Source organism: Aureibaculum koreense (assembly GCF_034296135.1).
Lineage (GTDB): Bacteria > Bacteroidota > Bacteroidia > Flavobacteriales > Flavobacteriaceae > Aureibaculum.
In genome coordinates this window covers 47,749-61,541 of sequence record NZ_JAXKVV010000007.1, presented here as the reverse complement: position 1 = coordinate 61,541, position 13,793 = coordinate 47,749, and the positions used below count along the sequence as shown (strand labels likewise).

The 13,793-nt window shown below is 34.5% G+C and carries 15 protein-coding genes; 7 read left to right on the top strand and 8 right to left on the bottom strand.

Annotation, left to right across the window (positions count from 1 at the left end; translation table 11 throughout):
- Complete coding sequence (locus tag UMM65_RS08375; RefSeq protein ID WP_321976053.1) at positions 1-1,164, top strand: sigma-54-dependent transcriptional regulator; 1,164 nt, start codon at positions 1-3, stop codon at positions 1,162-1,164.
- Between the two features lie 154 nt (positions 1,165-1,318).
- Here the strand turns inward: UMM65_RS08375 and UMM65_RS08370 are convergent, their stop codons facing one another.
- Positions 1,319-1,759 carry an SRPBCC family protein gene (locus tag UMM65_RS08370; RefSeq protein ID WP_321976052.1) on the bottom strand — a complete coding sequence of 147 codons (441 nt, stop codon included), beginning with the start codon at positions 1,757-1,759 and terminating at the stop codon, positions 1,319-1,321.
- 206 nt (positions 1,760-1,965) lie between these two features.
- On the opposite strand from UMM65_RS08370, the gene UMM65_RS08365 reads away from it, so the two are divergent.
- The 3 genes from UMM65_RS08365 (at position 1,966) to UMM65_RS08355 (ending at position 3,248) form a co-directional block, all read left to right on the top strand.
- Complete coding sequence (locus UMM65_RS08365; protein ID WP_321976051.1) at positions 1,966-2,610, top strand: peroxiredoxin; 645 nt, start codon at positions 1,966-1,968, stop codon at positions 2,608-2,610.
- A gap of 85 nt (positions 2,611-2,695) precedes the next feature.
- Positions 2,696-3,010 (top strand): thioredoxin family protein, encoded by a 315-nt coding sequence (locus tag UMM65_RS08360; protein ID WP_321976050.1) that lies wholly within the window; start codon positions 2,696-2,698, stop codon positions 3,008-3,010.
- Complete coding sequence (locus UMM65_RS08355; protein ID WP_321976049.1) at positions 2,991-3,248, top strand: DUF6952 family protein; 258 nt, start codon at positions 2,991-2,993, stop codon at positions 3,246-3,248. Before UMM65_RS08360 ends, UMM65_RS08355 begins: the two co-directional genes overlap by 20 nt.
- 77 nt (positions 3,249-3,325) lie before the next feature.
- On the opposite strand, the gene katG is transcribed toward UMM65_RS08355, so the two are convergent.
- The 6 genes from katG to UMM65_RS08325 form a co-directional block, all read right to left on the bottom strand.
- On the bottom strand, positions 3,326-5,554 hold the full coding sequence (katG, locus tag UMM65_RS08350) for a catalase/peroxidase HPI (RefSeq protein WP_321976048.1): 2,229 nt from the start codon (positions 5,552-5,554) through the stop codon (positions 3,326-3,328).
- A gap of 348 nt (positions 5,555-5,902) precedes the next feature.
- A complete protein-coding gene (locus tag UMM65_RS08345; protein WP_321976047.1) occupies positions 5,903-7,027 on the bottom strand; it encodes a hypothetical protein in 1,125 nt (374 codons plus the stop codon).
- Positions 7,028-7,434: 407 nt separating this feature from the next.
- A complete protein-coding gene (locus tag UMM65_RS08340; RefSeq protein ID WP_321976046.1) occupies positions 7,435-7,719 on the bottom strand; it encodes a hypothetical protein in 285 nt (94 codons plus the stop codon).
- Positions 7,716-8,213 carry a hypothetical protein gene (locus tag UMM65_RS08335; protein WP_321976045.1) on the bottom strand — a complete coding sequence of 166 codons (498 nt, stop codon included), beginning with the start codon at positions 8,211-8,213 and terminating at the stop codon, positions 7,716-7,718. The genes UMM65_RS08340 and UMM65_RS08335 overlap by 4 nt, the downstream gene beginning before the upstream one ends.
- A gap of 132 nt (positions 8,214-8,345) precedes the next feature.
- Positions 8,346-8,726: a hypothetical protein gene (locus UMM65_RS08330; protein ID WP_321976044.1), complete on the bottom strand. Its 381-nt coding sequence runs from the start codon at positions 8,724-8,726 to the stop codon at positions 8,346-8,348.
- Positions 8,723-9,217 (bottom strand): hypothetical protein, encoded by a 495-nt coding sequence (locus UMM65_RS08325; RefSeq protein WP_321976043.1) that lies wholly within the window; start codon positions 9,215-9,217, stop codon positions 8,723-8,725. Before UMM65_RS08325 ends, UMM65_RS08330 begins: the two co-directional genes overlap by 4 nt.
- A 258-nt stretch (positions 9,218-9,475) precedes the next feature.
- Here UMM65_RS08325 and ligA point away from each other — a divergent pair, with 258 nt between their 5' ends.
- From ligA to UMM65_RS08310, 3 genes are all read left to right on the top strand, one after another.
- Positions 9,476-11,473 (top strand): NAD-dependent DNA ligase LigA, encoded by a 1,998-nt coding sequence (gene ligA / locus UMM65_RS08320; protein WP_321976042.1) that lies wholly within the window; start codon positions 9,476-9,478, stop codon positions 11,471-11,473.
- Positions 11,473-12,159: a lysoplasmalogenase gene (locus UMM65_RS08315; protein WP_321976041.1), complete on the top strand. Its 687-nt coding sequence runs from the start codon at positions 11,473-11,475 to the stop codon at positions 12,157-12,159. The genes ligA and UMM65_RS08315 overlap by 1 nt, the downstream gene beginning before the upstream one ends.
- 115 nt (positions 12,160-12,274) lie before the next feature.
- Complete coding sequence (locus UMM65_RS08310; protein ID WP_321976040.1) at positions 12,275-12,826, top strand: hypothetical protein; 552 nt, start codon at positions 12,275-12,277, stop codon at positions 12,824-12,826.
- A gap of 112 nt (positions 12,827-12,938) precedes the next feature.
- On the opposite strand, the gene UMM65_RS08305 is transcribed toward UMM65_RS08310, so the two are convergent.
- A complete protein-coding gene (locus UMM65_RS08305; protein WP_321976039.1) occupies positions 12,939-13,793 on the bottom strand; it encodes a glucosaminidase domain-containing protein in 855 nt (284 codons plus the stop codon).

Here is a 13,793-nt window from a genome sequence, read left to right as displayed (position 1 = left end):
ATGCCAAAAATATTAATTATTGAAGATGAAGCTGCAATCCGCAGGGTATTAAAAAAAATTATTTCTGAAGAAAATTCAACCTATGAAGTTGAAGAGGCTGAAGATGGATTGTCAGGTATAGAAATGATAAAAAATAACGATTACGACTTAGTGCTGTGCGATATTAAAATGCCAAAAATGGATGGTGTAGAAGTATTGGAAAAAACGCAAAAAATAAAGCCTGAAATACCAATGCTGATGATTTCTGGCCATGGCGATTTAGATACTGCAGTACAAACCATGCGTATGGGAGCGTTTGACTATATTTCAAAACCGCCCGATTTAAATAGATTATTAAATGCTGTCCGTAATGCTTTAGATAAGAAGCATTTAGTTGTTGAAAATAAACAACTGAAGAAAAAAGTCAGTAAAAACTACGAAATGGTGGGCGAAAGTAAAGCCATTGCTCATATTAAAGATATCATTGAAAAAGTAGCAATCACTGATGCCAGGGTTTTGATTACTGGGCCAAATGGTACTGGTAAAGAGTTGGTCGCTCATTGGTTGCACGAAAAAAGCGAACGCTCTAAATCACCATTGGTTGAGGTAAACTGTGCTGCCATTCCATCAGAATTGATTGAAAGTGAATTGTTTGGTCATGTAAAAGGATCGTTTACGGGTGCAAATAAAGATCGTGCGGGTAAATTTGAAGCTGCCAATGGAGGTACAATTTTCTTGGATGAAATTGGTGATATGAGTCTTTCTGCACAAGCAAAAGTATTACGTGCATTACAGGAAAATAAAATCAGTAGGGTAGGTAGCGATAAAGATATTAAAGTAAATGTACGGGTTATTGCAGCTACTAATAAAGATTTGAAAAAAGAAATTTCTGAAGGCAATTTTAGAGAAGATTTGTATCACAGATTGGCTGTTATTTTAATCGAAGTACCTTCATTGAACGAAAGACGAGAGGACATTCCATTATTGGTAGATTTTTTTGCTGAAAAAATTGCGAGTGAACAAGGTAACGCCAAAAAATCATTTTCCGATAAGGCCATAAAAAAACTACAAGAATACGATTGGACAGGTAATATCCGTGAACTCCGAAATGTGGTAGAAAGATTGATTATTTTAGGGGGTAGCCAAGTTTCTGAAGACGATGTAAAGTTGTTTGCAAGTAAGTAAGCAGAGAACCCACGCTTTTGGCGTGGTGTGAATCGCTTATCCCGAGGAGGGACGAACAAGGGATCTTATGGAGCTTCTTTGCTTTTCGGAAAAAGAATTTGAAATCCTGTCCTGAAGTTGGCCTGTCAATGAGCATACTCCGAAGCATTCAATTTTATTGCCTTTCCGCAAATTCTTTAAATTGTCTCAACCACTTTTCAGCAGGTTTTCGGTACATACTGGGAAATAGAATTGAGATCAGCTTTGGCATAAACCAATTTATACGCGTGTATTCATATTCATAATGGTATCTAGTGGTTTTATCATCAAGAGCTTCAAAATCACACTTCATTGTATTGTCCATATGAATATGATGGAAACTAGCCTCAAATGAATGTGGAAGGTCATTTTTGGTTATGGTTTCAACCAATTCCATTTCGTTTTTCCCATGTTTGTAGTACATTTTTGAAACCGCACCAACTTCCCCATTTTCTCCACTTACCAGTTCCTTTCTAATAAAGCCGTCCTGATATTCTTTAAGATTATCGGAATCCGCAAAAAGTGCAGCCACTTTTGTTAAAGTTTGATTGATGTCAATAAAGCCCTTGTGTATCATAATTATTTCATATTTAATGTGTTACGAAGCTAATTATTTTATTTCAGAAAGTCAAGAAAGAGGCAGTATATATGTTATATAGTAGCTATAAATAAACCTTATAATTATATAAAAAAATTACATAATCAATATTATGATTTCAGTCTTTGCCATGATATATTTGCACTCAGAAAATAATAAATAGTAACAAATAAAAACATTAAAAAATGACATTAGTAGGTAAAAAATTCCCTGATTTAAATGTTGACGCCATGAACGAAATGGGCGATACTTTTAAAGTAAATGTATTGGAAGAAGCAGTAAATAATAAAAAGAAAGTTGTACTTTTCTGGTATCCAAAAGATTTCACTTTTGTATGCCCTACAGAATTACATGCTTTTCAAGAGGCTATGGCCGAATTCGAAAAGAGAAATACAATTGTAATTGGAGCTTCATGTGATACGCCAGAAGTGCATTTTGCATGGTTAAATACGCCAAAAGTTAATGGTGGAATAGAAGGTGTTACCTATCCATTGTTGGCCGATAGCAATCGTAATTTATCAAGTGTTTTAGGTATTTTAGATATTACCAATGAAACTTATGATGAGGCTACTGGAACAGTTCAGGTTGAAGGTGATAATGTAACGTATAGAGCAACTTATGTTATTGACGAAGATGGTGTGGTGCAACATGAAAGTATCAACAACATGCCAATTGGTAGAAATGTAAAAGAGTACATACGAATTGTAGATGCCTTAACACATGTGCAAGAAAAAGGTGAGGTTTGTCCTGCAAACTGGGAAGAGGGTAAAAATGCCATGAGAGCAGATTCAAAAAGTACAGCAGAATATTTAGCTGCACATATCAATTAGATTGTCAAAAATAAATTTATGAATCCCAAATCCCAATGTTAAAATTTTGGAATTTGGGATTTTAATATTGAAAATTTAAATAATTATGGTTCAAGAATTAGCAAAAGATAATTTACAGGAAATTGTAACTAACAATAAGACTGTTGTTGTACAGTATTCGGCAACATGGTGTGGTAATTGTAGAATTATGAAGCCAAAGTTTAAGAAATTGGCTTCTGAACTAGAAGATATTACCTTTGTTATAGCAGATGCAGAAAAGTTCCCTGAATCTAGAAAGCTAGCTACAGTTGATAATTTACCAACTTTTGCCACTTTTAAAGATGGAGCTTTTGTAAACCAGACACAAACCAATAAGTTTGATGTTTTAAAAGATTTAGTAAATGAAGTTACCAGTAATTAAGCATTTGTCTCAATTTATTGAAGAGAATGATGAAGACTATTTAATAGAAACCATTGAAACCTTAGAAGCACTTACCGAAGTATCTTCGTTAAAGGATGAAGAACTTGATGTAATTGGAGAATTAATCTCAAATATGTACGGTGCATTAGAGGTTAATAAAATGGTTAAAGATGGGACTCCAAAAAAAGAAGCATTAAACGCATTTATGAAACGTGTTTTGGGTTCTATTGATAACTAAAATATTTAGATATTAATAAAAAAGTATAAAAACCACTTCAATTGAAGTGGTTTTTATTTTACTATTTATTAAGATAATCAATTAAACTGCTTCAAATCAAAACGGTCTAGATTCATTACTCTTGTCCATGCTGCAACAAAATCCTTTACAAACTTATCTTGAGATTCATCGCTTCCATAAACTTCGGCAACAGGTCTAAGCTCTGAATTAGAACCAAAGATTAGGTCGGCTCTAGTTCCAGTCCATTTTAGATTGCCAGATTTTCTATCCCGACCTTCAAATAATGAATCATTTTCGGAAATAGATTTCCAAGTGGTTGATAAATCAAGTAAATTGATAAAGAAATCGTTAGTAAGGCTACCTACTTTATCCGTAAAAACTCCATGTTTAGAACCATCATAATTTGTGCCCAATACCCTTAACCCACCAACTAGCACGGTCATTTCAGGAATAGAAAGTGTCAACAGTTGAGCCCTGTCCACTAGTAGAGCCTCTGCAGGAGCTGATTGTCTTTTGTGTACATAGTTTCTAAAACCGTCTGAAATGGGTTCTAAATGGCCAAACGATTCAATATCGGTTTGCTCTTGTAAAGCATCTCCTCTTCCGGGAGTAAAAGGTACGATTATATCATAACCAGCATTTTTTGCCGCTTTCTCAACGCCAACAGAGCCACCCAAAACAATAATATCGGCCATTGAAACTTCTTTAGAGGAAGTACTATTAAATTGGTTTTGAATTTGACCATATCTATCTAAAACTTTAGCCAATTGAGCAGGGTTGTTAACTTCCCAATTATTTTGTGGGGCTAATCGGATTCTACCTCCATTGGCTCCACCCCGTTTATCAGAATTTCTATATGTTGATGCAGAAGCCCATGCTGTAGAAACCAGTTCAGAAACAGAAAGACCAGATGCTGCAATACTGTTTTTTAATTTAGCCACTTCAATTGAATCAATAACGTCGGTAACCTCAGGAATAGGATCTTGCCATAGTAATTCTTCTTTCGGAACATCTGGACCCAAATATCTTGTAATAGGCCCCATATCTCGGTGTGTTAATTTGTACCAGGCTCTAACAAAAGCCTCCTCAAATTCTTTCGGATTTTCATGGAAATGTTTAGATATTTTTAAATACTCGGGATCCGCTTTCATAGCCATATCAGCAGTAGTCATCATCAATGCTTGTTTTTTGGATGGATCTCCGGCTCTAGGTGCCATTCTAGCATTAGATTCTGCAGTAGGTGTCCACTGATGTGCACCTGCGGGACTTTTAGTCAATTCCCAGTCATAATTCAACAATACATCAAAATAATCGTAATCCCATTTCGTTGGGTTGGGCGTCCACGGACCTTCTAAACCACTAGTAATGGTATCATCCAAAACCCCTGTGCCATAGGAATTTTTCCAACCTGTACCCATTTCTTCAATCATAGCTCCTGCTGGTTCTGCCGCAACATACTCATTGGGGTCTGCTGCTCCGTGGGCCTTGCCAAAGGTGTGTCCACCAGCGGTAAGTGCTACTGTTTCTTCATCGTTCATGGCCATTCGACCAAAAGTTTCTCTAATATCATGAGCCGATCCAATGGGGTCAGGATTACCGCTTGGACCTTCAGGATTCACGTAAATCAAGCCCATGTGCGTAGCTCCAAGATGTCCCTCAAGGTAACGCTCACTTGAACCTTCATAACGTTTGTCTTCTCCCATCCATTGGGTTTCAGAACCCCAATACACGTCTTGTTCGGGTTCCCATACATCTTCTCTACCACCGGCAAAACCAAAAGGTTTTAATCCCATAGATTCTATAGCACAATTTCCTGCAAGAATCATGAGATCTCCCCAAGAAAGTTTATTTCCATATTTCTTTTTAATCGGCCATAAAAGTAACCGTGCCTTGTCAAGGTTGCCATTATCGGGCCAACTATTTAAGGGTGCAAAACGCTGGTTGCCAGAACCTGCACCGCCGCGGCCATCACCAACCCTATAGGTGCCTGCACTATGCCAAGCCATACGAATCATAAACGGACCGTAATGACCATAATCAGCTGGCCACCAATCTTGTGAGTCTGTCATTAAATCGATAACCTCCTGCTTTAACACTTTAAAATCAATACTGTTAAAGGCAGCGGCATAGTCAAAATCATCTCCCAAAGGATTGGATTTAGCTGCATTTTGTCTTAAAATATTTAATTTTAATTCATTGGGCCACCAGTCTCTGTTTGTTGTGCCTCCACCAGCGGTTTGCTTTAATGGTCCTCCCATAAATGGGCATTTGCTTATATCGCCTTTGTTAGTTTTGTTGTTTTCCATGCTAAAGATTTTAAGTGATTATCAATTTTCTAAAGTTAATAATTACTATTGAAAAAAATAGCATAATCATATTTTAATAATTTATTTAACAATAGATAAAATTTATTTTTGATTGAAAAGTATAAGATGTTTATAAAAAAAAGAGATGGAATCTAATTATAGCTAAAAAATATTTTTTCATTTCAATTTTTCAATAGCATGTTTAATTAAAAAAACCGAAAAAATATCGAAACTTGTAACGCAAGAAATTAGGGTGTTTCTTAAAATAGCTAAAAACCGATCATTAATCACTCCAATATCCGTTTTTTGGTGCTTGTGCAACGATTACAATTGTTGGCAATAGTTGTTTTATTCTACTTTCCATTCACATCCTACGCTATTGGGCTTGATTTTCCATGCTCGTGTACCTAAACGATATTTTTGTTCACGAGAATCATAAGAAATCCCATGAAGTTCATTTCTAGGGCGATTTGTATCATCGGGAAAAATATTCTCTAATTGAATAAACTGCATAGGACTTGGAACTCCATAAAAATTACCTGGAATAAAGACTCTAACTCCTTTCTTGGAATCATTTCTATCCAAGACTGTAAAAGACAATCGAGAATCTCCTCTTCCTATTCTTTCTCCAGAAGCATTTACTTTTCTTGCTGCACTTACTAAATTACCTCCTGCTATTGTTCCTGCTCCTTTAAACTTATTTGAGATGGCTGCTCCTTCTGTTCCACAACCTACCCAAGTAGAGTAGTCGGAAGTTGAAGAATTATCTATAGGATGCTTTACTGCTTCGAAATATACATTACTAAAATTTTGATATGTAATATTTGTCATTTTTATACCTGTTTCACATCCAACAATCTCACATCCATCAATAATTCCAGCATCTGCATCTCTTCCAGAAAAGTAAATAGCTGTATCGCATAAACGAAATAGTAAGTCTCGAAAAGAAGTATTATTAACATTTCGCTTATGTAATTCGCCATCACATAATATGCCTTCTCTCCAATAAGAAAAACGAATATTGTTCAACCTTAAACCATGACTCCAACATAATATTCCTATACCAGAACGATTAGATAAAGTGGAATCTCCAATTAAATCTAAATCCTTAATTATAGTATAGGTGGAATCATATTTAGTTTCAGGCCTAAACTCGTCATCTATAGTATAATCTTCCCCTATTTTAATTCCGGTTATATCTCCTTTGAATTTAATTACTGAACCTTGGCCATCAATTATGAGTCTTTTCCTTATCCATAGTGTTTGGTCAATTTCAAAAATTGTATTTGGTGTCAATTTTAATAAAGTTCTTCCTTCGAAATCAGGTGCGTTATTAATTGCTCTAATTAATTCTAATGATGTGCTTATTGTATTCATGATTTTGTCAATTATTGCCAATGACCTGCTAAACGCAGTTCTGCTTTGAGAACGAAGATACAAAAAAGTGGAAGATGATGGGGCGTTAAGTCGCACGGAAGTGCGATAGCCATTATCCGTCTCGCTTAGCGAATTTTTTTTAAAATTTGATGGCGAGCCACTTTATTGTATTGAGAGGTCGAAAAGTAGAGCCAAATTGCATTTAGCTTATGTTGGAATGCGTTTTCCCTCGATGGGCAGCTACCGCTGTAGATAATGAAAGTCGCTGGATGCAATTTGGTTTAGCAGGTCATTGGAATTCATATCTAAAGGGGCGAGAGTGCGATAGCACGTAGCAACTTCAGTCAGCGATAGCTGAATGAATTCCAACGGTTTTGTGTATGATTTCGTTGCTTGGTTTAAGCACTAAAGTTAGCAAATAAATCACAGATAGAAAGTCCGCGAGGACTTTCGTAAGCAGGCTATAACCAGCAATGAATTATACACGTTGTTGTAGGTAGTTTTTATCCTTTATTTTCATATAAATACCATTCCGTCAATGTCAGATTAGATATCAATAATTTTTTTCCGATGTATAATTGTACAATTCCGCTTTTCTTTCCTTTTTCCGTAATAATATTCCAGTTCAGATTTGAATCAAATTCCAGAAAGTCGTGTTCATTAAATCGGTTTTCGCTGTTGCTTTTCCACCATCCGTTTCGAATTGAGTCGTTAGAAATCAAAATGATGATTTGATTAATCACAATGATTAAAACCAAAACCTTTAAGTATTTAAATAATTTTTTCATTCAGATTTTGGTAATTCAATTCCAGTTATTTCCGCCTCTCCAATTTTATTTGGTCCTTCGTGAATCCACCATTTTCTTCCGATATCCATATATTCATCAATCGGTTGTCTCGATAAAAATCGGACTAAAACTTCTTTAGTTTCTCCAGGCATAATCCATTCATTCTGGTCAAATTGAATATCTCCCATATATGCATATTTGAATTGTCCATTGGATTGGTATTCGAAAACGTGGTTTGGTCTGTATCCACTTTTTATCCCAGTTTTTCTTCCGCCATTTTCTGTCGAAATGATTTTTAATTTTGCTTTAACGTGAATCAATTCAGGTGTTTCGTCAAGGTCAAAATCAGTAATGCTATAATCAGTATATTTTCCGAAAGCGTGAATGTCAAAAACTTTTCCATAGCCTAAATTCAGCCATCTTTTGTAAATCAATTTTCCATTGAAAAACAAGTAAAGTTCATTGTCGTCTTTTATTTCCTTTCGTATTATCACAGTTCGTTTAAATTACCTACAACGTGATTGTATAAGATTAGTTGCGTGGTTTAAACACCTAATTTAGCAAATACTAACCGAAGTTAAAATCCACTAGAATTTTCGTATGTAATCTTGCACTAGCAATTAATTTTATACGGTGTTGTACTCAGTTTTTTCTTCTTTTTTTGGTTTAAAAATTAAAATCAAGCTTGTTGTTATAAAAATCAATAACGGTATTTGAAAAGCCAAATAATTAAATTTTTCAAAAGGAACTTCTGTTAACCGTCTTGCTATTGGTACAAACATTAATAGAAATATCAAAACCTTTAAAATCCTTTGTCTGTATAGTTTCGTGAACACCATAATAAATCCAATTAGTCCAAAAACTGCAAATATTTGGTCGTTATTCCCAAATTCAAAGCTTGTCCAAATTAGCCAGAATAAAAAGGGAAGTCCAATCATATCTCCCATTAAGATGATTAATGAATATGAGATTAAAGAAATTATTTTTACGACTTTCTCTTTTTTCATTCCTTTTTAAAAATCATTACTTGTCCAGCATCAGGGTCTCCAAATCCAAAAATTATTCCGTACGGACTTTCATCGTTCATTAGTCCAGCGTTTTGCACATCACTTGGAAGTCCAAGAAGGTAAATTCCCCAATGCTTTTTTAAATTTCCATTTCCGTCTCCAATTGAGCCAACAGTTGAAATTTTCCATTTACCAGTTTGAGTAATCATTCCGATATAAGTTGGGTCAAAAGTTTCAAAAACAGGTAAATTCAAGACTTTATAAGTTCCATTTGAATTGATTTCTATTTTCGGTATGACTGTTCGTTTATTTAATGAATCTTTAAATTCCGTTATTTCATAATCGACAGTTTGTTTCTCGAAGACGTAAGTTCCAATTAAGTCAGATTCTTTTGGTTCGGTCGTTGTGTATTTGTGAGCATATGGGTCATATTGACAACTTAAAATAATTGTCAAAATTAAGAATCCGAAAATTTTATTCCATTTCTGCATTTTCTCAAATTGGGTACAACAATTGTATAAACGTATTACGTTTATATCTGTTATGGTTGTAAATGTAATTATTTTTTGATAGAACACTCTATTCTAGCACTGAAATTCATGCTTTATGTAATTTGTCAAAACAGTTATCCGTTTGTTAACCGTTCCTCCAAAGGCGGACAAGTAAAAACGACTAATGTTTACATTGATTTATATTCAGATATTACCAATTTATTTCATTATTTTTAGCTTCTTAAAAACAATAAACAAATGTCTTCGGTTAAAGAACAAATTATACAACTTCGTGAAGAATTGCGTCAGCACAATTACAACTATTATGTGTTGGATAATGCTACAATTTCTGATTATGACTTTGATATGAAACTCAAAGCATTACAGCAATTGGAAGAAAAACATCCGGAATTTTTTGATGAAAATTCGCCAACGCAACGTGTGGGTGGAGAAATAACTAAAAATTTTAAAACGGTTACGCATAAAAATAGAATGTATTCACTAAGTAACAGTTATTCTAAAGAAGATTTGTTGGATTGGGAAAAACGAGTTCAAAAAATATTGGGTACCGATACCATTGAATACACTTGCGAACTAAAATACGACGGGGCTTCCATAAACCTAACCTATGAAAATGGTCAACTTAAAAAAGCGGTTACCAGAGGCGATGGTTTTCAGGGCGATGATGTTACTGCAAATATTAAAACCATTAAATCCATTCCTTTAAAATTGAAGCATAATTTTGTGGATAATTTTGAAATTAGGGGTGAAATTATATTGCCGTTGGACGGATTTGCTCAAATGAACAAGGCGAGGGTAGAGGCTGGAGAGGATCCATATATGAATCCGAGAAATACGGCAAGTGGTAGCTTAAAATTACAGGATAGTGCCGAGGTGGCCAAACGCCCTTTGGACTGTTTGCTCTATCATGTGGTAGCAGAACGATTGCCTTATAAAACCCATGCTGAAGTTTTGGAAAAAGCTAAAAAAATTGGATTCAAAATTCCAGAAACCATTAAAATTGCTAAAACTACAGATGAGATTTTAGATTATGTAAATTATTGGGACACCGAACGTTTTAAATTACCGTACGAAACAGATGGTGTAGTAATAAAAATAAATTCTTTGCAACACCAAGATGAACTGGGTTATACAGCCAAGGCTCCACGTTGGGCAATAGCTTATAAGTTTAAAGCGGAACAAAAAAGTACGGTTTTGAATAGTATTTCGTATCAAGTGGGCAGAACTGGAGCAATAACACCTGTAGCTAATTTAGAACCCGTGGAGCTGGCGGGTACCATTGTAAAACGTGCTTCCTTGCATAATGCCGACCAAATTGAAAAGCTTGATATTCGCGTAAATGATACCGTTTTTGTAGAAAAAGGAGGGGAAATTATCCCAAAAGTTATTGGCGTGGATTTTGAAAAAAGATCTGCTGATTCTCAACCAACTTTTTACGCCACCCATTGCCCAGAATGCAATACAGAGCTAGTTAGAACTGAAGGCGATGCCAAACATTATTGCCCTAATGAGTATGGTTGCCCTACTCAGATTACGGGCAGAATTCAGCATTTTATCAGTAGAAAGGCAATGGATATTGAAGGCTTGGGCGGAGAAACGGTTGAACTGTTGTTTAAAGAAAATTTGATTACTAATTATGCCGATTTGTACGAGTTAAAAACCGAACAAATTATTCCGTTAGAACGCATGGCGGAAAAATCAGCCGAGAATATGATTAAAGGCATTGAAAAGTCCAAAGAAATCCCTTTTGAACGTGTTCTGTTTGCTTTGGGAATCAGATTTGTTGGAGAAACCGTAGCCAAAAAATTGGCAAAACATTTTAAAAGCATAGACCACTTGTTAAATGCCACTTTTGAGGAATTGATTGCTGTTGACGAAATAGGTGATAGAATTGCCCAAAGTATTATTGACTTTGCCAACAACCCATTGAATATCGACTTGGTTAACAGACTAAAAAATTATGGCGTACAATTGGAATTATCCGCTAAGGCAATGGAAAACCAGACCGATAAACTACAAGGACAAATTTTTGTAGTTTCAGGTGTTTTTACAAAAATGAGCAGAAACGAACTTAAAAAATCCATTGAAGATAATGGCGGAAAAGTGTCAAGCTCTATTTCTAAAAAGACCAACTACATAATTGCTGGAGAAAACATGGGGCCTAGCAAACGCACAAAAGCGGAGGAGTTGGGAATCGCTATAATCTCTGAAGATGATTATTTAGCAATGTTATAATGATGCTAACTAAACATAATAACAAAGTCAAAATTATAACTGCACTTTTTGTAATCGTTTCTTTATGTGATATAGTCGGAATATTATTTGATGTAAATCTTCTTCGGTTAATTTTCAAACCTTTGATAATAGCAACTTTATTGTTGATTTATCAGATTTCGAATAGGAAATATAATAAATCATATGTTGCTGCATTGGTGTTTTCATTTTTTGGTGATGTTTTGTTGTTGTTTGAAGGTGAAGTGTTCTTTTTGCTGGGATTGGTTTCATTTTTTATGGCACATATTATTTTCATTAAAATTGTTATGGGCTGGCTTAATAAGCCTACTTTAAAAACGATAGCGATTGCAATTGTACCATTCTTGATTTTATTTTTTGCACTCATTAATTTGTTAAAAGATAGTTTGAACGATTTGTTTGTTCCTGTTGTGGTTTATGGAATAACTATATCAGTTATGGGTTCGGTTTCATTGATCTATTACTTAAATGATAGAGGTAATTCGGCCTTATTTATGTTAATAGGTGCTTCCCTTTTTATTCTTTCTGATTCCATATTAGCAATAAATAAGTTTTATAGTGCTAATCAATTTTTTCCAATAGTTATTATGTCAACCTATGTAACAGCACAGTATTTAATATTTAAAGCTGTAATCACAGAGAAACAGAAAATAATTGAGCCTTTATAATAGTTAATGGTCATAGGTTTTAGTGATGAATGTTAATCTACTGTTAAAATCTAATTTAGTGTTAAACCTTATAATTTTGCTAGAGTCAAAGAGGCAAATATTAAAATTAAATATCATGAAAATTTCGAAGAAAAAAAACAATCCCGATAGCTATCGGAACTCAGTAGAAAATAAAAAATTTATGAGTAAAAAATTAGTAGTTGGTTGCCTGATGTTACTTTTAACGGTTGGAGCTTTTGCTCAAAAGGAGCGTAGAGGAGGAAAAATGTCGGATTTGACCCCAGATCAAATGGCTGAATTGCAAACTAAAAAAATGGCTCTCGATTTAGATTTAACAGAAGCTCAGCAAAAAAAAGTGTACGATTTAAACAAAGAGCAAGCTATTGAACGCGAAGCAAAAAGAAAAGAAATGATGGCTTTACGTGAAAAAGGAGAAAAACCAGACGACAAAAATTCGTTTGAAAGAAAAAAGACAAGATTAGTCGCACAATTAGAACACCAGAATGAATTAAAAAAGATTTTAAACGATAGCCAATTTGAAACTTGGAAAAAGTCTAAAAAACATAAAGCACACAAAATGAAAAAAATGCGAAAGGATGGAAAGATGAAGAAGCACCAAAAAGGAAAAAAGAGAAAAGAGAAGCGAGGACAGGAGCCTGAAGAATAATTTAGATTAGATTTGGTTTGAGTTTGGTTAAATCGCCACAAGAATTTAATACTTGTGGCGATTTTTTTATGTTGTCACTTGTCATAGTTTTAGCTTAAACTCAATGCTAAAATTATTCAATATAAATTTTTTGACCTACAGAGAGGTCATTGTTTTTCAGTCCGTTCAACCACTTTAATTTATCTACAGTTAAATTATTGTTTCTAGCCAAAGAATATAGCGTATCGCCTTTGGCAACTATAACAAATTTTGCACTTATGTTATCTTCTGTTTTTTTTATCACCTTACCGTTGTACAAGAAACTCTCGTCAAAATCGTCGTATTTATCTAGTTCATAGGTTTCAATCAGCGTGATGAGTTTTGCAGGATATTTAGGATCTGTTGCGTATCCCGCTTTTTTTAATCCTTTAGACCAGCCTTTATAATCTTTCTTTCTAAGCTCAAACAAACCTGCATATCGCTTTCTATCAAACAAAAATAATGAATGGTCTCTAAAAGAGGTTAACGGATGTTCGTATTTTCTAAAACATTCTTGTCTGGCATCATCGTCATGGTACATGCGTTTACCGTTCCAACTACTATGGCACTTTATTCCAAAATGGTTGTTTCCTTTCACCGATAAGCGACTTCTACCGCTGTTAGATTCTAAAATACCTTGTGCCAAAGTAATACTAGCAGGAATTTTATAAGCTATCATTTCTAAAATGGCAATATCGTTGTATTCATCAATATAAGCCAACGTACTTTCGTTCAAATTAGGTTTACGTTTTACCAAATCAGCATGAATTATATCAGCCTCATCAATTTTTTGAATCGTTACCGGCGTAGGCGTTTTTTTAGCCACTTTTGTAGGTGAATTTGTTGGTGCTTTGGTAGGGTATTTTTGACTTGTAGTTCTTTTATGAGAACCACAACTTACCAAAAAGCTAATAATGCTTATGCATAGAAATATTTTTAAATATCTCAT

Coding starts and splice junctions, on each gene's coding strand:
- UMM65_RS08375 (WP_321976053.1), top strand. CDS start 1: ATGCCAAAAATATTAATTATTGAAGATGAAGCTGCAATCCGCAGGGTA.
- UMM65_RS08370 (WP_321976052.1), bottom strand. CDS start 1,759: ATGATACACAAGGGCTTTATTGACATCAATCAAACTTTAACAAAAGTG.
- UMM65_RS08365 (WP_321976051.1), top strand. CDS start 1,966: ATGACATTAGTAGGTAAAAAATTCCCTGATTTAAATGTTGACGCCATG.
- UMM65_RS08360 (WP_321976050.1), top strand. CDS start 2,696: ATGGTTCAAGAATTAGCAAAAGATAATTTACAGGAAATTGTAACTAAC.
- UMM65_RS08355 (WP_321976049.1), top strand. CDS start 2,991: ATGAAGTTACCAGTAATTAAGCATTTGTCTCAATTTATTGAAGAGAAT.
- katG (WP_321976048.1), bottom strand. CDS start 5,554: ATGGAAAACAACAAAACTAACAAAGGCGATATAAGCAAATGCCCATTT.
- UMM65_RS08340 (WP_321976046.1), bottom strand. CDS start 7,719: ATGAAAAAATTATTTAAATACTTAAAGGTTTTGGTTTTAATCATTGTG.
- UMM65_RS08330 (WP_321976044.1), bottom strand. CDS start 8,726: ATGAAAAAAGAGAAAGTCGTAAAAATAATTTCTTTAATCTCATATTCA.
- UMM65_RS08325 (WP_321976043.1), bottom strand. CDS start 9,217: ATGCAGAAATGGAATAAAATTTTCGGATTCTTAATTTTGACAATTATT.
- ligA (WP_321976042.1), top strand. CDS start 9,476: ATGTCTTCGGTTAAAGAACAAATTATACAACTTCGTGAAGAATTGCGT.
- UMM65_RS08315 (WP_321976041.1), top strand. CDS start 11,473: ATGATGCTAACTAAACATAATAACAAAGTCAAAATTATAACTGCACTT.
- UMM65_RS08310 (WP_321976040.1), top strand. CDS start 12,275: ATGAAAATTTCGAAGAAAAAAAACAATCCCGATAGCTATCGGAACTCA.
- UMM65_RS08305 (WP_321976039.1), bottom strand. CDS start 13,793: ATGAGATATTTAAAAATATTTCTATGCATAAGCATTATTAGCTTTTTG.